At 28.4% G+C, this 19,055-nt stretch carries 19 protein-coding genes and 1 other RNA gene; 8 read left to right on the top strand and 12 right to left on the bottom strand.

Annotation, left to right across the window (positions count from 1 at the left end; translation table 11 throughout):
- Positions 1-23 precede the first annotated feature (23 nt).
- Genes ACMFBB_RS01870 through ACMFBB_RS01855 form a run of 4 tightly spaced genes read left to right on the top strand, consistent with a single transcriptional unit; the run spans position 24 to position 2,346 of the window.
- Positions 24-173: a glycosyltransferase gene (locus tag ACMFBB_RS01870; RefSeq protein ID WP_435262776.1), complete on the top strand. Its 150-nt coding sequence runs from the start codon at positions 24-26 to the stop codon at positions 171-173.
- Positions 152-823, top strand: coding sequence for a galactosyltransferase-related protein (locus ACMFBB_RS01865; RefSeq protein WP_435264257.1), 672 nt, complete (start codon positions 152-154; stop codon positions 821-823). Before ACMFBB_RS01870 ends, ACMFBB_RS01865 begins: the two co-directional genes overlap by 22 nt.
- Before the next feature lie 9 nt (positions 824-832).
- Positions 833-1,783, top strand: coding sequence for a polysialyltransferase family glycosyltransferase (locus ACMFBB_RS01860; RefSeq protein ID WP_435262775.1), 951 nt, complete (start codon positions 833-835; stop codon positions 1,781-1,783).
- Positions 1,768-2,346 carry an L-threonylcarbamoyladenylate synthase gene (locus ACMFBB_RS01855; RefSeq protein ID WP_435262774.1) on the top strand — a complete coding sequence of 193 codons (579 nt, stop codon included), beginning with the start codon at positions 1,768-1,770 and terminating at the stop codon, positions 2,344-2,346. Before ACMFBB_RS01860 ends, ACMFBB_RS01855 begins: the two co-directional genes overlap by 16 nt.
- Here the strand turns inward: ACMFBB_RS01855 and pseI are convergent.
- From pseI to pseB, 5 genes are read right to left on the bottom strand one after another with little or no spacing between them, the layout of a single operon-like run.
- Positions 2,335-3,366, bottom strand: coding sequence for a pseudaminic acid synthase (gene pseI / locus ACMFBB_RS01850; RefSeq protein WP_435262773.1), 1,032 nt, complete (start codon positions 3,364-3,366; stop codon positions 2,335-2,337). The genes ACMFBB_RS01855 and pseI overlap by 12 nt on opposite strands.
- Positions 3,353-4,384 carry a GNAT family N-acetyltransferase gene (locus ACMFBB_RS01845; RefSeq protein WP_435262772.1) on the bottom strand — a complete coding sequence of 344 codons (1,032 nt, stop codon included), beginning with the start codon at positions 4,382-4,384 and terminating at the stop codon, positions 3,353-3,355. The genes pseI and ACMFBB_RS01845 overlap by 14 nt, the downstream gene beginning before the upstream one ends.
- Positions 4,374-5,069, bottom strand: a complete 696-nt coding sequence (gene pseF, locus ACMFBB_RS01840) for a pseudaminic acid cytidylyltransferase (protein WP_435262771.1) — start codon at positions 5,067-5,069, stop codon at positions 4,374-4,376. The genes ACMFBB_RS01845 and pseF overlap by 11 nt, the downstream gene beginning before the upstream one ends.
- Positions 5,062-6,210: a UDP-4-amino-4,6-dideoxy-N-acetyl-beta-L-altrosamine transaminase gene (pseC, locus tag ACMFBB_RS01835; protein WP_435262770.1), complete on the bottom strand. Its 1,149-nt coding sequence runs from the start codon at positions 6,208-6,210 to the stop codon at positions 5,062-5,064. Before pseC ends, pseF begins: the two co-directional genes overlap by 8 nt.
- A gap of 2 nt (positions 6,211-6,212) precedes the next feature.
- Positions 6,213-7,244: a UDP-N-acetylglucosamine 4,6-dehydratase (inverting) gene (pseB, locus tag ACMFBB_RS01830; RefSeq protein ID WP_435262769.1), complete on the bottom strand. Its 1,032-nt coding sequence runs from the start codon at positions 7,242-7,244 to the stop codon at positions 6,213-6,215.
- Between the two features lie 168 nt (positions 7,245-7,412).
- On the opposite strand from pseB, the gene ACMFBB_RS01825 reads away from it, so the two are divergent.
- Positions 7,413-8,840, top strand: coding sequence for a CCA tRNA nucleotidyltransferase (locus ACMFBB_RS01825; RefSeq protein ID WP_435262768.1), 1,428 nt, complete (start codon positions 7,413-7,415; stop codon positions 8,838-8,840).
- Positions 8,841-8,883: 43 nt separating this feature from the next.
- Here the strand turns inward: ACMFBB_RS01825 and ACMFBB_RS01820 are convergent, their stop codons facing one another.
- The 5 genes from ACMFBB_RS01820 to ACMFBB_RS01800 form a co-directional block, all read right to left on the bottom strand.
- Entirely contained in the window at positions 8,884-10,710 is a 1,827-nt protein-coding gene (locus ACMFBB_RS01820; protein ID WP_435262767.1) for an ABC transporter ATP-binding protein, read from the bottom strand.
- Positions 10,710-12,419 carry a phospho-sugar mutase gene (locus tag ACMFBB_RS01815; RefSeq protein ID WP_435262766.1) on the bottom strand — a complete coding sequence of 570 codons (1,710 nt, stop codon included), beginning with the start codon at positions 12,417-12,419 and terminating at the stop codon, positions 10,710-10,712. The genes ACMFBB_RS01820 and ACMFBB_RS01815 overlap by 1 nt, the downstream gene beginning before the upstream one ends.
- A gap of 33 nt (positions 12,420-12,452) precedes the next feature.
- Positions 12,453-13,409 (bottom strand): glycosyltransferase family 2 protein, encoded by a 957-nt coding sequence (locus ACMFBB_RS01810; protein ID WP_435262765.1) that lies wholly within the window; start codon positions 13,407-13,409, stop codon positions 12,453-12,455.
- A 150-nt stretch (positions 13,410-13,559) separates the two neighbouring features.
- Entirely contained in the window at positions 13,560-13,718 is a 159-nt protein-coding gene (locus tag ACMFBB_RS01805) for a hypothetical protein (RefSeq protein ID WP_435262764.1), read from the bottom strand.
- A 214-nt stretch (positions 13,719-13,932) separates the two neighbouring features.
- Positions 13,933-14,454 carry a DUF4199 domain-containing protein gene (locus ACMFBB_RS01800; RefSeq protein ID WP_435262763.1) on the bottom strand — a complete coding sequence of 174 codons (522 nt, stop codon included), beginning with the start codon at positions 14,452-14,454 and terminating at the stop codon, positions 13,933-13,935.
- A 179-nt stretch (positions 14,455-14,633) separates the two neighbouring features.
- Here ACMFBB_RS01800 and ffs point away from each other — a divergent pair.
- An RNA gene (ffs, locus tag ACMFBB_RS01795) (signal recognition particle sRNA small type) lies at positions 14,634-14,731 on the top strand.
- Between the two features lie 19 nt (positions 14,732-14,750).
- Here the strand turns inward: ffs and ACMFBB_RS01790 are convergent.
- Together ACMFBB_RS01790 and ACMFBB_RS01785 are read right to left on the bottom strand one after the other, a co-directional pair.
- Positions 14,751-15,665 carry a tyrosine recombinase gene (locus ACMFBB_RS01790; protein WP_435262762.1) on the bottom strand — a complete coding sequence of 305 codons (915 nt, stop codon included), beginning with the start codon at positions 15,663-15,665 and terminating at the stop codon, positions 14,751-14,753.
- 183 nt (positions 15,666-15,848) lie between these two features.
- Positions 15,849-17,471 (bottom strand): ABC-F family ATP-binding cassette domain-containing protein, encoded by a 1,623-nt coding sequence (locus ACMFBB_RS01785; RefSeq protein ID WP_435262761.1) that lies wholly within the window; start codon positions 17,469-17,471, stop codon positions 15,849-15,851.
- A gap of 182 nt (positions 17,472-17,653) precedes the next feature.
- Between ACMFBB_RS01785 and ACMFBB_RS01780 the strand changes: the two genes are divergently transcribed.
- Together ACMFBB_RS01780 and ACMFBB_RS01775 are read left to right on the top strand one after the other, a co-directional pair.
- On the top strand, positions 17,654-17,908 hold the full coding sequence (locus ACMFBB_RS01780; protein ID WP_435262760.1) for a hypothetical protein: 255 nt from the start codon (positions 17,654-17,656) through the stop codon (positions 17,906-17,908).
- Positions 17,905-19,005 (top strand): hypothetical protein, encoded by a 1,101-nt coding sequence (locus ACMFBB_RS01775; RefSeq protein ID WP_435262759.1) that lies wholly within the window; start codon positions 17,905-17,907, stop codon positions 19,003-19,005. Before ACMFBB_RS01780 ends, ACMFBB_RS01775 begins: the two co-directional genes overlap by 4 nt.
- Positions 19,006-19,055 lie beyond the last annotated feature (50 nt).

Raw genomic sequence — 19,055 nt, 5'->3', positions numbered from 1 at the left:
TCTTTTAAGGGGTATATTAATTTATGAAAACAAATTTTAAAACATCTTTAATAATAGCTACCTATAATTGGCCAGAAGCGTTAACACTAACTTTAAATAGTATTTTATTACAAAAAGAGTTACCTGATGAAATATTAATAGCCGATGATGAATTACTGGAGAAGAAACATTAAAGGTTGTTGAACATTTTAAAACAAAAGCAAGTGTACCTGTTATACATGTTTGGCATGAAGATATGGGTTTTAGATTAGCTGAAATAAGAAATAGAGCTATTATTGAGGCTACAGGTGACTATATTGTTCAAATTGATGGAGATATTGTTCTAGGAAAGTATTTTATTAAAGATCATAATGATGCAGCAAAATCAGGACGTTTCGTAAGGGGGAGTAGGGCTTTGATATCAGAAAAAAGAACTAATAAAATACTAGAATCTGGTAAAATAAACTTATTAAAAGAGAGAATGTATGTGAAAAATAAGTTTAATTCACTTCGCATTCCAATACTGTCTAGATTACTAAGGAAAGAATCTTACCGTTCTAATAATATAAGAGGCTGTAATTTTGCTTTTTGGAAGAATGATTTTGTGAAAGTAAATGGTTACAATAATGATATGCATGGTTGGGGGTGTGAAGATTGGGAATTAGCCGCAAGATTAATTAATATTGGTATAAAACAACGAAAGCTAAAGCTAGGTGGTGTTTGCTATCATTTGTATCACAAAGAAAGTAATAAAGATAGAGTTGGTATTAATCATGAAATATATCTAAAAGTAATCGAAGAAAAGGTATCCCGTTGTAAAAATGGTATTGTATTATTAGATTAAATAATTAAAATGAAACATGTCTTTTGGGCACATAGCCATATTACTTTTTTATTGATAGAGAAGATAATTGATTATTTGAAACTTGATAAGAATGATATTATAGTTATACTTTATCGTAATTATAAACTTCCAAGGAAATCCTTTTCTTCTGAAGTATATGATTTTACAAATTTCCAAGCAAACAAAATAAAAGATAGAAAAGAATTGAGTGCTTTTATAAAGCAAAAGCTGAATTTTGATTTTGAGTTGTATGTTCCACAAAGTAGAGCAAAAATAATAGATTATCTTATTAACTACCCTTTATGTAAGTCTTATAATTATATTGAAGAAGGGGCACTTGTTTATAATTATAAAGATAAATGGTCTACACTTTTTTTTCTTAAGTTAAGAAGATATTTTGGTGTTAATAGGCGTATGTTAATGTTAGATTATACACATAAAAAATTTAAACTAGCTTATGGTGTTACTGAAAAGGCATTTGGTGAAATTGATAAAAAAGTGATATTGCCTTTTACTACTATTAAAAACAAAAATCAATTACCCAAAGAACTTATTGAACCTTGTAGTATCATAGTGTTTGATGCCCACGTATATCATGGAATGTTAAGTTTAGAAGATAGCTTGAGATGTTTGCGGTTAATGATAGATCATTTGAAAAAAAGAAAGGTAGCCAAAGCTTATTTTAAGTTACATCCTGAGCACAATAGGTTAGAGAATATAAAAGAAAGAGATTCGATAAATAGTATTTTTAATAGCTGTAAGGGAATTGAGTTTATAGAACTGGAGGAATCTTTTATTTTAGAAGAGTTGTTGTTTATTAATAAGAATGTTACTATTTACAACTTTATTTCTTCTGTTGGGATTTATGCTAATCTTTTAGGAAGTAAGGTTGTTTCTGTTAGTAATAGAATTAATGTTGGATTAAATACGAAAATAATTAAAGATTGGGAACAAATATAGATCAGTCGTACATCAATAAAGTAAGTGAAGTTCTTTTAGCTGGAAAAACTATTTTATATCCTACTGATACTGTTTGGGGGTTAGGTTGTGATGCTACAAATGATAAAGCAGTAAGTAAAATTTATAAAATAAAAAAAAGAGAAGAATCTAAGAGTTTAATAATACTTGTTAGTTCTTTAAGTATGTTGAAAGAGTATGTTAATGTTCCTAAAAATGTTATAAAAGTCATCAAGGAATCTATAAAGCCAACAACTATAATTTACCAAAACCCAATAGGAATATCTGGAAAAATAATTAACAAAGAAGACAATTCTGTAGCTATAAGAATTGTAAAAGATGATTTTTGCCAGAAATTAATTACTCAATTTGGCAAACCAATAGTCTCTACTTCAGCTAATATTAGTGGAGAAGATACCCCTAATTCTTTTGAAGATATTTCAGAAGAGGTTAAACTTAATACTGAATTTATAGTTAGTCTTTTAGATAAAAAGCAAAAAACTATTAAACCATCTACCATTTTAAAAATAAATAAAGAGGGTTTGATAATTACTTTAAGAGCTTAGGTTTTCTATATGTTTTAGATTTAAAGGAGTTCCTTTTTCAATATCTATTAGGAGTTTTTTTCCTAAAATATCATTGTAGTATTTTGGATGTAGTCCAAAACCAGGTCTAATTGATTTTACATTTTCTTCAGAAATAAGCTCCCCTTTTTTAACATCTTTACAAATATATAAGGAACGTGAAAATTCTCTTCCACTTTTCATTTTTTCTGTTAACTGATAACTAATCTTACCAGTAGCCTTTTCAGCAGATCTAACGGCACTTACCATTTGGGTAAACTCAGTTTCATCTAAAGAAAAAGAAGCATCTGGCCCTCCAATTTCTTTGTTTAAAATAAAATGTTTTTCAATAACAGTTGCGCCTAAAGTTACAGCAACTACAGGAGTAACGATTCCCATTGTATGGTCAGAAAGACCAGATTTTACATTAAAACGTTCTTTTAAATCTTTAATCATGACTAAGTTGGCTTCTTCAATAGGAGCTGGGTATGAAGAAGTACATTTTAATAAGGTTATATCATTATTTCCAACATCTCTACATGTTTTAACAGCTAGTTCAATATCTTCGTCTGTTGCTATTCCAGTTGAAATAATGATAGGTTTCATTGTTTTTGCACAATATTCAATTAATGGAATATCAGTAATTTCAAAAGAAGCAATTTTATAAATAGGATTATCTAAAGACTTTAATAAGTCAACTGCCGATTTATCAAATGGAGACGAAAAAACTATTAATCCTTCTTCTCTAGCTACTTTATATAGATCTTCAAACCATTCCCAGGGAGTGTATGCTTGTTTATATAAATCATGCAAAAACATTCCATCCCAAATTGTTCCTTGTTTTAATTTGAAATCGTCTTTCTTGGAGTTTAAAGTAATTGTGTCAGCAGTATAAGTTTGAAACTTAATAGCATCAGCTCCTGTTCTTTTAGCTGCTCTAATAGTTTCTATAGCAATTTCTTTACTTCCGTTATGGTTTGCTGATAATTCAGCAATTATAAAACATTTATCAGAGGGAATCATTTTTTTCTAATTTATATATAAAACTATTTATTCCGTTATATTGTTCTTCTTTGTAAAATTTATAACCAGATTTTTCAAAAGATTTAATCGAAGCAATATTTTCTTTTTTAATATATGCTACAATAGGTTTTTTTAACTCTTTAAAATAAATTTTAGAGGCTTCACTAAGTAATTTTGAGGCCAGTTTTTTTCCTCTAAAGTTTTTATCAAGAGTAATACCGACAGTAGTATTTTCTTCTTTTATATCAAAACGAACTAGTCCTATCGGAACAGAATTAGTTGTACCAATTAATAATAGAGAGTTATTGTCTTTGATTTTATTTGAAAACCATTTTTTATGATCAGAAAGAACGATTTCTTTTGATTGATAAGAATTTTGACGAGTTAATTTATCATTTGACCAATCAAATAATAATTGCTCATCCTCTTTTGTAGCTTTTCTAAAAACTATTGGATAATTTATTTTTGAATGTATTATTACGTCTTTAAACTCATTATTATAAAAACAGTGATCTTTTAAAATACTTTCTTTCTTATAATTATTTTTTTCTAAAGCAAGATACAAATGAGGTCTTAAATCAAATGCGTAGGTGAAAATTTTATGTAATTCAATTTCTTTAAAAGCCACTTGTTCTATTAAATTTAAAAAAGTTTTCCAGTGAAAATTGAAATGTTCTTTTTCTAGTGAAGTTTTCATTATGAAAGAAATTTCAGCATTTTTATCAGTCCAATTTATATGTACTAAGCCTCCGTATCCTATACATTTATTATCTTCTAAATAAGAAAATAAAATTTGATTTGGTTTTTCCTGAAGAAATAATTTAGAAATTATATTTTCGAAATATGAATTTTGATCTTCTTCAGTTAAAAGTTTAGTTTGACGTAAATGATACATTTGTTCATTTCGCCATTTCTGTATTTTTAATCTATCTTTAAAACGAATAGGAACAATAGAGTAATTTTCTTTTGAAAAAGACTGAGTATTTAGAGCTTTGTATGTGTTTTTTTTATTTTTCAAAAGCAAGTTTGTATTTAAGCTCAGCTAGTTTCCAATCTGTTTCTATATCAATATCTTGAGCTAATAATTCATCAATTTCTATAACTCCAGAATTATCAGTCCACAATTTTTTCTTTTTTAAAACAGCTTTTGGATTAAAAAAATAAAACTGTCCAGCATCCTGAAATGCAGGTTCTAAATCTTGTGATCTACTATTTAAATGTTCGGGCTGAAATAAATCCATTTTTCCATTTCTATTACTCATTTTAATAGCTCTTTGAATCGGAAATCCAAAACGAGTTACTGGAAAAACAGTGTCAAATTGATTGTCAATTAAATTTTGTTCAGCTTGTTTCAATAAATCACTAGTTATAAATGGAGCTGTAGCATAAATACAACAAGCTGTTTTTATATTTTTATCATCACAATAATAATATTCTAAAACTTCTTGAATTACATCAAAAGTTGTGGCAAAATTATCTGAATTTTTTTGGCTTCTTAAAAAAGGAGACTTAGCTCCATATTGTTTAGCAATTTCTGCAATTTCTTGGCTATCAGTAGAAACTATTACTTCATCAAAAAGATTACTTTCTATAGCAGTTTCTATAGAATAAGCAATAATTGGTTTTCCTAAAAAATTTTTGATATTCTTTTTAGGTATTCTTACACTTCCTCCTCTAGCTGGTATAATAGCAATTTTAATCATTTAAAAAACGCAGAATTTTGTCAATTACAAATTGTTGTTCATCATTTGTTAAGCTTGGATACATTGGTAAACTAATACATTTAGAATAGTAATTTTCAGCATTTGATAAATTAGCATTATCATAGCCTATTTTTTGGTAATATGGTAGTTTATGGATAGGAATGTAATGTATTTGAGCAAAAATGTTATGGCTTTTTAAAAAATTGTATAGATTTTTTCGATTCTCAGTTTCAATTACAAATAAATGATGAGCATTATAGCTACCTTTAGGTAAGCTTTGAAACTTGATTTTACCTTGAAAAGCTTTTTTATAAATATTTGAAATTTCGTTTCTTCTTTGAACTCCTTTTTTATTTTTTGCTAATTGTGTAATTCCTAAAGAAGACTGAAAATCTGTTAACCTATAATTAAAACCTAATTCTTGCATTTCGTAATACCATTCACCATGATTTTCTGTCATGTTTTCTTTTGTGATTCCATGTGTTCTTAACAGAGAAAGTTTTGTGTAAATTTCTTTAGAGTTTGTTGTTAACATACCACCTTCACCACAAGCAATATGCTTAACTGGGTGAAAAGAAAAAACACCAATGTCAGCATAATTTCCATTTCCACAATGATTTATTTTATGCTTTGAATCTATAAAGTATCCTCCAGGAGCATGGCAAGCATCTTCAATAATCCATAAATCGTGCTCATCTGCCAATTTTCTAAATCCTTCTAAATCAATAGGTAATCCTGCGAAATCTACAGGAATGATACCTTTAAAAAATCCTTTAGGTTTACTTTCAATAAGCTTTCGTGTACTTTCAATAGATAGTAAATAAGTATCAGGATTAATGTCTGCAAACCAAACTTCACCCTTAGCAAAACGAATGCAATTTGCAGAAGCAGCAAAAGTAATTGGAGTTGTAATAACCCTTTCACCTTCTTTTAGCCCCATTGCTAAGACTGATAAATGTAAGCCTGATGTAGCATTATTTACAGCTAAAGCATATTTGGATCCTACATAAGCTGCAAATTTTTCTTCAAATTCTTTAACTTTTGGTCCCTGAGTTAGGAAATCAGCATGTAAAGTTTTTACAACAGCATCAATATCATCTTGTTGTATATTTTGACGTCCATAAGGAATTTTAAAAGCCATAATTATATTTCGAAATTAGGGTCTACATGTTTTTTTACTAAAGTTCTTAAACTATCAATAGTTTCCCAGTCATCATTATTATTCGAATTATAAGAAAAGCCTTGTGGAACAGGTAGTCCATTAAAAGCTTTTTGATATTCTTCTTTAGTATAGTTAGAATAAGGAGAATTTTGAGGTAAAATAGCATAGTATTTGCCCAAATCTAATGTGGTAAAAGAATCAGAAGCAGTTATCATTTCTTCATGTAATTTTTCACCAGGACGAATACCTACAATTTTTTGTTCTATTTCTGGAGCAATAGCCGTGGCTACATCTATTATATTGTAAGAAGGTATTTTAGGTACAAAAACTTCTCCTCCCCAAGCTTTTTCAATGGCATAAAATACCATTTCACATCCATCATTTAAAGATATATTAAATCGAGTCATATTTGGATCAGTAATTGGTAAAAATTTAGCACCGCTTATTTTCTTATTTAAGAAAAAAGGCATTACAGAACCATTTGACCCCATAACATTTCCATATCTCACAACTGAAAATTTGATATCTCTTTTCCCTTTTATATTATTAGCAGCTATAAATAACTTATCTGAAGCTAATTTTGTGGCTCCATATAAGTTAATAGGAGCAGCAGCCTTGTCAGTAGATAATGCAACAACATTTTTCACTCCACACTTTAAAGCTGCATCAATTACATTTTCAGCACCATTAATATTTGTTTTTACACATTCCATTGGGTTATACTCAGCCAAGTGTACATGTTTCATGGCAGCCGCATGAATAACAATGTCTATACCTTCGAAAGCACTTTCTAAACGTTTTAGATCTCTTACATCTCCAATAAAATAGCGAATCTGAGGATATTCTGTTTCAGAAAACTCCTGAGCCATTTGAAAATGTTTTTGTTCGTCTCTAGAAAAAATTACAAGACGTTTTACATTAGGAAATCTATTTAAAATTAATTTAGTAAACATTTTACCAAATGAGCCCGTACCTCCAGTAATTAAAACAGATTTATTATTTAAGTTTAGCATAAAATCTTTGATTCAAAATCTAAATATAATAGCTTGTAAAAATACATATTTTATAATTTTTATAGGTATACATTTTAAGAAATAGTAAAATCAATTTTTGTATAGTATAAATTATGGTAAATTTGCTGAAGTAAACTTGCTAAACAGATAAAGCATAGATAGGAGAGAATGACAATTCAAAAACAATACTATAAAGAGGCAATTTCTGCCGAAATATTTCAATATATATCAAAAGCAACTAAGGAGTTAGAACTAGAAAGTTACGTAATAGGTGGATTTGTTCGTGATTACATTTTAAAAAGAGGAACTGCAAAAGATATTGATATTGTAGCTATAGGAAGCGGTATTGAATTAGCTGAAAAAGTAGCGTCTTTGCTACCTAATAAACCTAAAGTTCAAATTTTTAAAACTTATGGTACTGCCATGTTACGATTTCAAGATGTAGAAATTGAGTTTGTAGGGGCAAGAAAAGAATCATATACAGAAGAAAGTAGAAATCCAACAATTTCTAAAGGTACTTTAGTAGATGACCAAAATAGAAGAGATTTTACAATTAATGCTTTAGCTTTAAGTTTAAATGAGGATAGTTTTGGGTTATTATTAGACCCTTTTAACGGTATTGATGATTTACAAAATAAAATAATTAAAACACCATTAAGCCCTAATATAACCTACTCAGATGATCCATTGCGAATGATGCGAGCGATTAGGTTTGCTAGTCAATTAGGATTTAAAATAGAAGAAAAGTCGTTGAAGGCAATTACAAATAATGCTGAACGAATAGATATCATTACTCGTGAAAGAATTATAGTTGAGTTGAATAAAATTCTAGAATCGTTTAAACCATCAATAGGTTTTTTGTTATTAGAAAAGACCATGCTTCTTAGGCGTATTATTCCAGAGTTAGTACATCTTAAAGGTGTAGAAGAAGTAGAAGGGCAAAAACATAAAGATAATTTTTATCATACATTAGAAGTTGTAGATAATATTTCTTTAAAAACAAATGATGTTTGGTTACGCTGGGCAGCTTTATTACATGATATAGGAAAAGCTCCTACAAAGAAATACCACCCAAAAATAGGATGGACTTTTCATTCTCATGAGTTCGTAGGTTCAAAAATGGTATACAAGCTATTTAAGCGCTTACGCATGCCACTAAATAACAAAATGAAATTTGTACAAAAGATGGTGTTATTGAGTTCAAGGCCCATAGTACTTGCTTCTGAAGTAACAGATTCAGCTGTTCGTCGTTTAGTTTTTGATTCAGGTGAGGATGTTGATAGTTTAATGACACTATGTGAAGCTGATATAACAACCAAAAATCCAAAAAAATTTAAGCGTTATCATAAAAATTTCGAAATTGTTCGTAGAAAAATTCAAGAAGTTGAGGAGCGAGATAGAGTTCGTAATTTCCAGCCTCCAATTTCAGGTGAAGAAATTATGAAAACATTTAATTTAAAACCTTGTAGAGAAATTGGTCAAATAAAAGAAGCGATAAAAGAAGCTATTTTAGAAGGTGAAATAGCCAATGAATATGAAGCGTCTTATGAGTTTATGATTCAAAAGGGAAAACAATTAGGGCTAGAAACTACATAATTAATAAAAAAGCGAAGTTATTTTTAAATTTCGCTTTTTTATTTTAAGCTAAAGATTGCATTTCAACAAGTTTTTTATAAATACCTTTTTTCTCTATTAATATCTGATGAGTACCTTGTTCTACAATTCTTCCATTCTGCATAACAACAATTAAATCCGCTTTTTGAATTGTTGACAATCTATGTGCAATGACTATAGATGTTCTATTTTTCATCATTTTTTCTAAAGCTTCTTGCACTAATTTTTCAGATTCAGTATCTAAAGCAGAAGTAGCTTCATCTAAAATCATAATTGGAGGGTTTTTTAAGACAGCTCTAGCAATACTTAAACGTTGTTTTTGACCTCCTGATAATTTACCTCCACCATCACCAATATTAGTATCATACCCATTAGGTAATTCTGATATAAATTCATGAGCATTTGCAATCTTAGCTGCTGCTATAATTTCTTCGTCAGTTTTATCTTCTAATCCTAGACGAATATTATTTTTTACGCTATCATTAAATAAAATAGAGTCTTGAGTAACTATACCTTCTAAGCTTCGTAATGATGATTTTTTTAAATCTTTAATATTGTTTCCATCAATTTTAATACTCCCTTTATTAATATCATAGAAACGAGTTAATAAATTAGCTATTGTTGATTTTCCACTACCAGATTGACCAACTAGAGCAACCATTTTTCCTTTAGGTATTGTTAAAGAAAAATCTTTTAAAACATAATCATCTTGGTATTTAAAAGAAATGTTATCAATAGTAATCTCGCTATTAAAAGAAGTTTTTTCTATAGCATTATCTTTCTCTTTTAAAGGATTTTCTGTTTCTAAAACTTCTAAAACACGTTCAGCAGCTGCATTTCCTTTTTTTACAACATAACTAGCTTTCGATATTAATTTAGCAGGGGTTAATACATTGTAAGAAAGAGCTATATAGGCTAAAAATTTATCACCTGTTAAAGTTTGATCTATTAAAACTAAGCGTCCACCGTACCAAAGTAAAACAGCAATAACAGCAATTCCTAAAAATTCACTAGCAGGACTTGCTAAATTAGTTCTATTTAAAAGAGTATTAGAATAATTGTAAAATCTATGAGTTGATTTTTCAAACTTATCTATATGCTGTTTTTCAGCATTAAAAGCTTTAATCACTTTTAAACCACTCAATGTTTCTTCAACTAAGGATAGAAAATAACCTTGTTCTTTTTGTACATCATCAGATTTCTTTTTTAAAGTCTTTCCTATTTTTGAAATAATAAAACCAGCAATAGGTAAAAAAATAAAAACAAAAATAGTAAGTTTAAAACTAATAGCAATCATTGCTGCTATTGTAAAAAGAATAGTCAATGGCTCACGAACAATCATAACTAAAATTGATAAAAACGAGTGCTGAATTTCTAAAACATCAGTACTAATTCGCGCCATAGTATCTCCTTTTCTTTTTTCAGAAAAATAAAATATTGGAAGTTCTAATGTTTTTTTATACAAATCATTTCTTATATCTTTTAAAACACCATTTCTTAAAAAAGTTATAAAAAACATAGCTAAATAATTAAATATATTTTTTAGAAGAAATGTACCTATAACTAAAGTAACTACAAGCATTAATGCAGTAGATTTATCATCACTAGCAATTTGATTTATATTATAAGAAATATAGTCTTTAAAATAATCAATGATATTTTCAATTCCATTCCATTTAGGAGAAGTGCTTATTATAGTTGTTTTTTCTTTAAAAATAATTTCAAGCATTGGCATTAATGCTAAGAAAGATAATGTAGAAAAAAAAGCATATAACATACTAAATAGAATATTCAAATACCCAAATTTTTTATAAGGTAATACGTATTTAAAAATTTTTTTAAAATATTCCATTAAAAATTTAATTGTTTGATTATTCTTTGAATTTTATTATCAAGTTCTTTTTCAACAGTAATTGCATTATCAATTGTGTCTAATGCTGTTTTTACACTAATGTAAAATTTAATTTTTGGTTCTGTTCCACTTGGTCTAGCTGCTATTTTTGAACCATCTATAGTTTCATAAATTAAAACATTAGACTTAGGTATGTCAATTTTAGTTTCTTCACCAGTAATTATATTTTTCTTTATTGAGGTTTTATAATCAAATAAATATTTTACTTGAACCCCATCTATTTCAGTTAATGGATTATTACGTAAATCAATCATCATTTGTTTGATTTCTTGTGCACCATCCATTCCTTTTTTTACTAATGAAATTAAATGCTCTTTATAAAAGTGGTGCTTAGTGTATAACTTAAGTAACTCTTTATAAAACGAGCTACTATTATTTTTTGCTTTACTAGCAATTTCACATGCAAGTAGGGCAGAGGTAACAGCATCCTTATCTCGAACAAAATCACCAACCATGTAACCAAAACTTTCTTCACCACCACCAATAAATTCTTGATTAGGGTAGTCTTTAATCATTTTAGCTATCCATTTAAAACCAGTTAAACCAACTTTGGTTTCAACACTGTAGCTATCAGCAATTTCATTAACTAAATTTGTTGATACAATAGTTGACCCCACAAATTGTTTACCATTTAGTTTACCTTGTTTCTTCCAATCATTGATTAAAAAATCAGTCATTACACTCATGGTTTGATTACCATTTAGTAATTTCATATTCCCCTCTAAATCACGAACGGCAATACCTATTCTATCAGAATCTGGATCAGTTCCTAAAACAATGTCAGCATCTAAATTGTTCGCCAAATCTACAGCTAGTTTTAATGCTTCTGGTTCTTCAGGGTTAGGAGATTTAACAGTAGGAAAGCTACCATCAGGTTCAGCTTGTTCTTCAACAATATGTATTTGAGAATATCCTGCTCTTTTTAAAACTTCAGGAATTAACTTAATAGAAGTACCATGTAAAGAGGTAAAAACTATTTTTAAATCTTCTCTTCCTTTTACATTAAAAGTACCATTTTTTAATGAAGCATCCCAAAAAGCCTCATCAACTTCTTTTCCAATTGTAGTTATTAAATTTTCTTTCGCATCAAAATTGATGTCAGAATAATTTAATGAATTAACGTTATCAATAATTCCCTGATCTTGAGGAGGAACTATTTGACCACCATCTGTCCAATATACTTTATATCCGTTGTATTCAGGTGGATTATGAGAAGCAGTAAGTACAATTCCTACATCACATCCTAAGTGATTTACAGCAAAAGATAATTCTGGGGTAGGGCGTAAGTCTTCAAAAATAAAAACGTGTATATTATTGGCAGATAAAACATCAGCAACAACTTTAGCTAACCATTTACTATCATGCCTGCAGTCATAGCCAATAGCTACTTTTAATTGTTTATTTGGAGAAACTTTACGTAAATAATTACTTAATCCTTGTGTAGCTTTACCCAGTGTATATTTATTAATTCTGTTTGTACCAGCCCCTACAATTCCACGCATCCCACCAGTTCCAAACTCTAAGTTTTTATAAAAACGATCTGATAAATCTTCAGAATTAGTAGTTATTAACTCTTGAATTTCTTGTCTTGTTTCAGTATCAAAAATCTCAGAAAGCCATGAATTGGCTTTTTTCATAATATCTTCCATAGATAAGTTTAAAAAGTTTACAAAGTTACAATTTTAAAGATTTAGCTGTTCTTTTATCTTATAATGTTTTTGCTGTTCTCCACTTTTTATAATTAGTTCGCCAAGAAAACCAGCTAAAAACAATAATGTACCTAGAATCATTGAAGTTAATGCAATATAAAACCAAGGGTTGCTAGTTACTAAAATTGTTTTTGTACCACTTGAAAGTCTATATATTTTCATTGCTCCTATGACAAAGGCAGAAATAAAACCAAATAAAAACATTAAGGTACCCCATAGACCAAAGAAGTGCATTGGTCTTTTTCCGAATTTAGAAAGAAAAGAGATAGTAATCAAATCTAAAAAACCGTTTACAAAACGATCGATACCAAATTTTGTTACTCCATATTTTCTTGCCTGGTGCTGAACTACTTTTTCACCAATATTAGTAAATCCTTCATTTTTTGCTAAAACAGGAATGTATCGATGCATTTCACCACTAATTTCAATTGTTTTGATAACTTCATTTTTGTAAGCTTTTAAACCACAATTAAAATCATGAAGTTTCAAGCCTGAAGTTTTACGAGCAGCCCAGTTAAAAAGTTTAGAGGGAATATTTTTAGTCATTACATTATCGTAACGTTTCTTTTTCCACCCAGAAATTAAATCGTATTTCTCAGTTATAATTAAGTTATATAATTCAGGTATTTCATCGGGGCTATCTTGTAAGTCTGCATCCATTGTAATCACAACTTCGCCTTGCGCTAAATTAAAACCAGCGTCTAAAGCTTGTGATTTACCGTAGTTTCGTTGAAAACGAACTCCTTTCACAGATTTATTTTTTAATGATAATTCTTCAATTACTTTCCAGGATGTATCAGTACTTCCATCATCAATAAAAATAATTTCGTACAAAAATTGATTTGATTGCATGGTGTTTGCAATCCAATCATGTAATTCTTGTAAAGATTCTTCCTCGTTAAGAAGTGGTATTACTACCGATATATTCATAATTATTATAAGATTAAAGACAAAGAGTCTTTCTGAATTACTAAAAATTAGAAGAACTTTTTCCTTATGGTTTTATTATGATACTATTTCAAAAACAAAAGAAAGGTGCCTAATTAATTAGGCACCTTATGCAAAATAATTTTTATTAAACTAGCAGTGCACCCACATACCTACAGTAGCCCACAAACTTCCAGTAGCATACAATTTAGTTGATGTTACACAAGCTTTTGCATTTGGTACAATTGCTGCTCCGCTAATTTCTTTTTGTTCTTTCTTGTTAATTTCGAATTTTTTAAAATTTTCTAACATAATATTTTTTTTAATTTACTTCAAAAATAATCTTTTTTTTTTAAAAACGAAGATGTTTGAATTTAAAATTAACTTAAAAGATTAATAATTTAGTATTACAAAAAAATATGATTTTGATAATACTCAGTTAAACTTAAACAATTTAAATACTTTACGAGTGTTTCGTGTTTTTTTGTGATTAAGATTTATATCAATAAAAAATTGATAAACAATTTTAATACTCGTTTTCTTCTGTTTTTTTCATAATTGCTCCAGCGATTGCTGAAATAACGAAACCAATAAAAGCATAAAAAAGAAGACCTAAAGCTGAAGAAATAACAGGTCCAGACATTTTTTTCTGCATTTCAAGTTGTGCTTCTATTTGTTCTTCGGAAAAACCCGCATCTGCCCATGTTTGTTGAAGTTTTAAAGAAACTTGCTCCATGAAATCAGGTTCAATAAAGTTTATGAAAATTTGTTGATACACTATTGAAAGTAACGTACCAACAACGGCTATACCAACTCCTATTTTTATAGCTTGTCCAAATGACAGGAATCCATTGTTATTTAATTTGAATTTTTTTATACCTAAAACGATAGTGGCAATAATTACTAGTCCCATTACAATAGGGCTTATCGCACCACCTTCTAGATGCATTCCCATTGCATACATGATTACGCTTAATAAGACTAATCCTATACCATAATAAAGACCATAGTTTAAAATAATACTTTTACTGTTTGCTTGATTTTCCATTGTGTGAATTTAGTTAGTTATACAAATATATTATATTCTTATTCACTTTAATACAATTACTAATTTTAAAAGTAAAAAAATGAAGTAACAATTCATTAGTATTCAAAAACTTAGAAATGTTACATAAATTTTATGCAAATTTTATTATTTTTTATAGAAAAAAGAATGTAAATTTGCCTCGGCAAGTCCTACACAACTAGCTCCCTTTGAATCCCCCAGGGCGGGAACGCAGCAAGGGTATTAGGTTGAGCAGTGTGATGTAGGTAGCTTGCCTTTTTTTGTGCCTATATTTTTCTTTACTCTTTTATGTTTAAATTACTTCTTGGATGATGAAGAGTTACAACTTCTTTTAGATACTCTTTATCCAAATGTACGTAAATTTCTGTTGTAGTGATACTTTCATGACCTAATAACTGTTGTATAACCCTTAAATCAGCTCCATTTTGTAATAAATAAGTAGCAAATGAGTGTCGTAAAGTATGAGGGCCTATTGTTTTTTGAAGATTTATTTTAGTTGCTAATTTTTTTAAAATAATAAATATCATTTGACGTGTCAGTCTTTTACCCCGTCTATTTAAAAAAATAATATCCTCATCATCTTTTTTAGGAAGTATGCTAGAACGTATTTCATTGATGTAAAATTCCATTCTTTTTATGGTTGAATTATGGATAGGTACAAAACGATATTTATTCCCTTTTCCTAAAATTCTAATATAATTTTCATCAAAAAATAAATCGGATAATTGTAAATTAATAAGTTCACTAACTCGAAGGCCACAACTATAAATGGTTTCAATTATAGTTTTGTTTCTTTCTCCTTGTGGGTGAGTTAAGTCGATAGCATTAATTAATGAATCTACTTCTTCTTTAGAAATAGTGTCAGGAAGTTTTCTTCCTATGTTTGGGCTTTCTATTAAGTCTGTGGGATTGTCTTTCCTGTAGTTTTCAAAAACTAAATAGTCGAAGAAGCCTCTTAGGCTTGAAATTAATCTAGCTTGGCTTCTAGTATTAATAGTTTTACTAACATCATAAATAAATTCTTTAATTATATTTGAAGTAATGGTAATAGGAGTTTGGTATTCATTAAATGAATCAACAAATAAAACCAGTTTTTTGATATCTCTTTGATAACTTTCAATGGAGTTTTTAGCTAATCCACGTTCAATTTTGAGGTAACTTACATAATCTGATAAAGCTTGTTGCCAATTCATTATTCTGTATTAATTTTAGGGAAAGATAGTAGAAAAATTAGATATAAAAATATCAGTAACAGTTAGAAAATAAGAAAAAAATATATGCTAAGAATTAAAAATGATATTTCCTTCGAGTATAGATATAAAAAAACTCCTCACAATTGATTGTAGTGAGGAGTGTTTGTAAGTATTTTAAAAGGATTAAGAATACATCTTATTTCTTAATTCTTTAACTTTCGGGTCACTAAGGTACTCATCAAAAGTTGCATACTTATCAATAACTCCCTTGGGTGTTATTTCGATAATTCTGTTAGCAACTGTTTGCGCAAACTCATGATCATGTGTAGTAAATAAAATAGTACCTTTAAAATTAATTAACGAGTTATTTAATGATTGTATAGACTCTAAATCAAGATGGTTGGTTGGTTCATCAACTAGTAATATGTTTGCTCTAGTCATCATCATTCTAGATAACATACAACGAACTTTTTCCCCTCCTGATAAGACATTGCTTTTCTTTAAGGCTTCCTCTCCAGAAAAAATCATTTTTCCTAAGAAACCTCTTAAGAACACTTCCTCTCTTTCTTCTTCTGTTTTTGCATATTGACGTAACCAATCAACTAAGTTTAATTCACCATTTTGAAAAAACGCAGAGTTGTCAGAAGGTAAGTAAGATTGAGTTGTTGTAACACCCCAGTTAAATTTACCATTGTCAGCTTTTTCGTTATCAGTGATTGCTTGATAAAAAGCTGTAGTTGCTTTAGAGTTTTTAGATATTATAGCTACTTTATCGCCTCTATTTAAGTTAATATCTATATTAGAAAATAATAATTCTCCTTCTGCGTCAGTTTTAGAAAGCCCTTCAATATTTAAAATTTGATCACCAGCTTCTCTATCTCTTTCAAAAATAATTGCAGGATAACGTCGGCTTGACGGCTTAATATCTTCAACATTCAATTTTTCAATCATTTTTTTACGAGAAGTAGCTTGTTTTGATTTAGCTACGTTTGCAGAAAAACGACGAATGAACTCCTCTAATTCTTTCTTTTTGTCTTCAGCCTTTTTATTTTGTTGAGCTCGTTGCTTAGCTGCTAATTGACTAGATTCATACCAAAAAGTATAGTTACCAGAAAAATGATTAATTTTTGAAAAGTCGATATCTGAAATATGGGTACATACAGCATCTAAAAAGTGACGGTCATGCGATACAACAATTACTGTGTTATCATAATTAGCTAAGAAATTTTCTAACCAAGAAATTGTTTCAAAATCTAAATCATTTGTTGGCTCATCCATTATCAATACATCAGGGTTACCAAATAAAGCCTGAGCTAATAAAACACGTACTTTTTGTTTACCATCTAAATCTTTCATTAAAGTATAATGGTACTCTTCTTTAATGCCTAAGTTAGAAAGCATCGAAGCTGCATCAGAATCTGCATTCCAACCATTCATTTCTTCAAACTTTACTTGAAGTTCTCCGATCTTTTCAGCATTTTCGTCAGTATAATCAGCATATAATGCATCAATTTCTTTTTTAATGGCAAATAAATCTTTATTACCCATGATAACAGTTTCTAAAACTGGAATTTCATCAAAAGCATAATGATTTTGAGAAAGAACAGACATTCTTTTTCCTGCTTCCAGATGAACTTGGCCTGAGGTAGGTTCTAAATCACCAGATAAAATCTTCAAAAAAGTAGATTTACCTGCACCATTTGCTCCAATAATACCATAACAATTACCTTGAGTAAATTTTGTATTTACTTCATCAAATAAAATTCGTTTACCAAACTGAACTGATAAATTAGAAACTGATAACATTTATAAATTTTTAAATTTCGGTGCAAAAGTATAAAATATAAAGAGTTTAAAAGAATTTGCTTAGGAAATTTTATGATTATAAAAATGAGGTTTTAAAATTCTTTTAACAACGAATTAACAATGTTATTCTAAATTGATAATTATTTTTGAATGTTGCTTTAATGTATACACACATAAATAGTATGACAAAATATTTCATTCCCTTCTTAATTTTAATAGCTGTTATTGGTTGTAATACACCTAATAAGACTAAGCATACTTATTTTGGAGGCAAAATTATAAACCCAAAAAGTTGTTATGTTATTCTATCAGATAACAAAAACTTTAGAGATACCATTAAGCTTTCTAAGGACAATACTTTTATGTCTAAATATGAGAATTTTCAAGAAGGATTATATATTTTTGATCATGGCCCGAGTATCAATATGTATATTTGAAGCCTTTAGATAGTTTATTGTTTAGATTAAATACTTGGGATTTTGATGAATCTTTAGTATTTAGTGGTAAAAATGCAGAAAGAAATAATCTTTTGATAGAAACATTTTTAAAGCACGAAGAAGACAAAAGAAAATTATTTAATAACAAGAAACTTGAAGAAAAAGAATTTATTTCAAAAATTGATTCACTGCTATTATTGAAAATTAATATTTTTAAAGAATATAAAAAAGATAACAGTGATGAACCTATAGGATTTTTAGATATATTAAATATATCATTGACATATCCTGTTTATTCGTATCTAGAAAAGTATTCAATAGACAATAAACTATGTGAGCAATCGTTAGGCACTAATTATTTTAATTACAGAGATAAAATAGAATTAGGTAGAGATTCTTTAATGTTTTATGGTCCCTATTATAGCTACGTAATTAATAAAATATACAGTGAAGCTTATTTGAAAGGTTCAGATGAGAAATCTCAAAATTTTGTAAAAGATATTTTAAACAACATTAATGAAGAGTTAACAGAAGAACGAACGAAAGATAGGTTTTTATATAATACAGTAATATATCATTTTAATAAGAGGGTTAAGGAAAACTCCTTTAAGGAGGTTTTTCATAAATATTTTGAATTGAGTAGAGATATAAATAATAAGAAAAAAATTCAACGACTTATTAATGATATCAAAAAAATAAAAATTAATAAAAGAATACCAGACTTTAAATTAGAGGCGCCAACGGGTAACTGGGTAGATGTTTCCAATATAATTAAAAATAAAAAAACAGTTATTTATTTCAAGAGTCAACAAGTTAATTCGCGAGAAAGAATATCTTCAAGGATTAATTATTTTGTTAAGAAGTATCCTGAAATTAACTTTATTTTAGTTAATTCAATAGTTAAAGGTGGTTTTACTAAAAATGTTCCTATTAGATATCAATACAAAATACCTGAAAGTAGTAAGGCCTATGATTTTTTAACTAGTGAGTTTTCTCGTTTAGTGATAGTAGATGAAAACGGAATTGTAAAGAATAATTACACGAGTACTTCGGCTTCTGATATAGATCAACAATTAAAAGAATTACAAAAAAAATAACACTCTTTATTTTATGTAAATAAAATAGCGTACTTTTGCGCCGTCCAAAA

This window comes from Tenacibaculum sp. nBUS_03 (assembly GCF_051201695.1).
GTDB lineage: Bacteria > Bacteroidota > Bacteroidia > Flavobacteriales > Flavobacteriaceae > Polaribacter.
This window is presented reverse-complemented; position numbering and strand designations above follow the sequence as displayed.

Excerpts from the sequence above, each read along its gene's own strand:
- pseF (WP_435262771.1), bottom strand. The coding sequence starts at position 5,069 with ATGATTAAAATTGCTATTATACCAGCTAGAGGAGGAAGTGTAAGAATA.
- ACMFBB_RS01870 (WP_435262776.1), top strand. The coding sequence starts at position 24 with ATGAAAACAAATTTTAAAACATCTTTAATAATAGCTACCTATAATTGG.
- ACMFBB_RS01805 (WP_435262764.1), bottom strand. The coding sequence starts at position 13,718 with ATGTTAGAAAATTTTAAAAAATTCGAAATTAACAAGAAAGAACAAAAA.
- ACMFBB_RS01825 (WP_435262768.1), top strand. The coding sequence starts at position 7,413 with ATGACAATTCAAAAACAATACTATAAAGAGGCAATTTCTGCCGAAATA.
- pseB (WP_435262769.1), bottom strand. The coding sequence starts at position 7,244 with ATGCTAAACTTAAATAATAAATCTGTTTTAATTACTGGAGGTACGGGC.
- ACMFBB_RS01780 (WP_435262760.1), top strand. The coding sequence starts at position 17,654 with ATGACAAAATATTTCATTCCCTTCTTAATTTTAATAGCTGTTATTGGT.
- ACMFBB_RS01820 (WP_435262767.1), bottom strand. The coding sequence starts at position 10,710 with ATGGAATATTTTAAAAAAATTTTTAAATACGTATTACCTTATAAAAAA.
- ACMFBB_RS01810 (WP_435262765.1), bottom strand. The coding sequence starts at position 13,409 with ATGAATATATCGGTAGTAATACCACTTCTTAACGAGGAAGAATCTTTA.
- ACMFBB_RS01785 (WP_435262761.1), bottom strand. The coding sequence starts at position 17,471 with ATGTTATCAGTTTCTAATTTATCAGTTCAGTTTGGTAAACGAATTTTA.
- pseI (WP_435262773.1), bottom strand. The coding sequence starts at position 3,366 with ATGATTCCCTCTGATAAATGTTTTATAATTGCTGAATTATCAGCAAAC.
- pseC (WP_435262770.1), bottom strand. The coding sequence starts at position 6,210 with ATGGCTTTTAAAATTCCTTATGGACGTCAAAATATACAACAAGATGAT.
- ACMFBB_RS01790 (WP_435262762.1), bottom strand. The coding sequence starts at position 15,665 with ATGAATTGGCAACAAGCTTTATCAGATTATGTAAGTTACCTCAAAATT.
- ACMFBB_RS01815 (WP_435262766.1), bottom strand. The coding sequence starts at position 12,419 with ATGGAAGATATTATGAAAAAAGCCAATTCATGGCTTTCTGAGATTTTT.
- ACMFBB_RS01800 (WP_435262763.1), bottom strand. The coding sequence starts at position 14,454 with ATGGAAAATCAAGCAAACAGTAAAAGTATTATTTTAAACTATGGTCTT.
- ACMFBB_RS01860 (WP_435262775.1), top strand. The coding sequence starts at position 833 with ATGAAACATGTCTTTTGGGCACATAGCCATATTACTTTTTTATTGATA.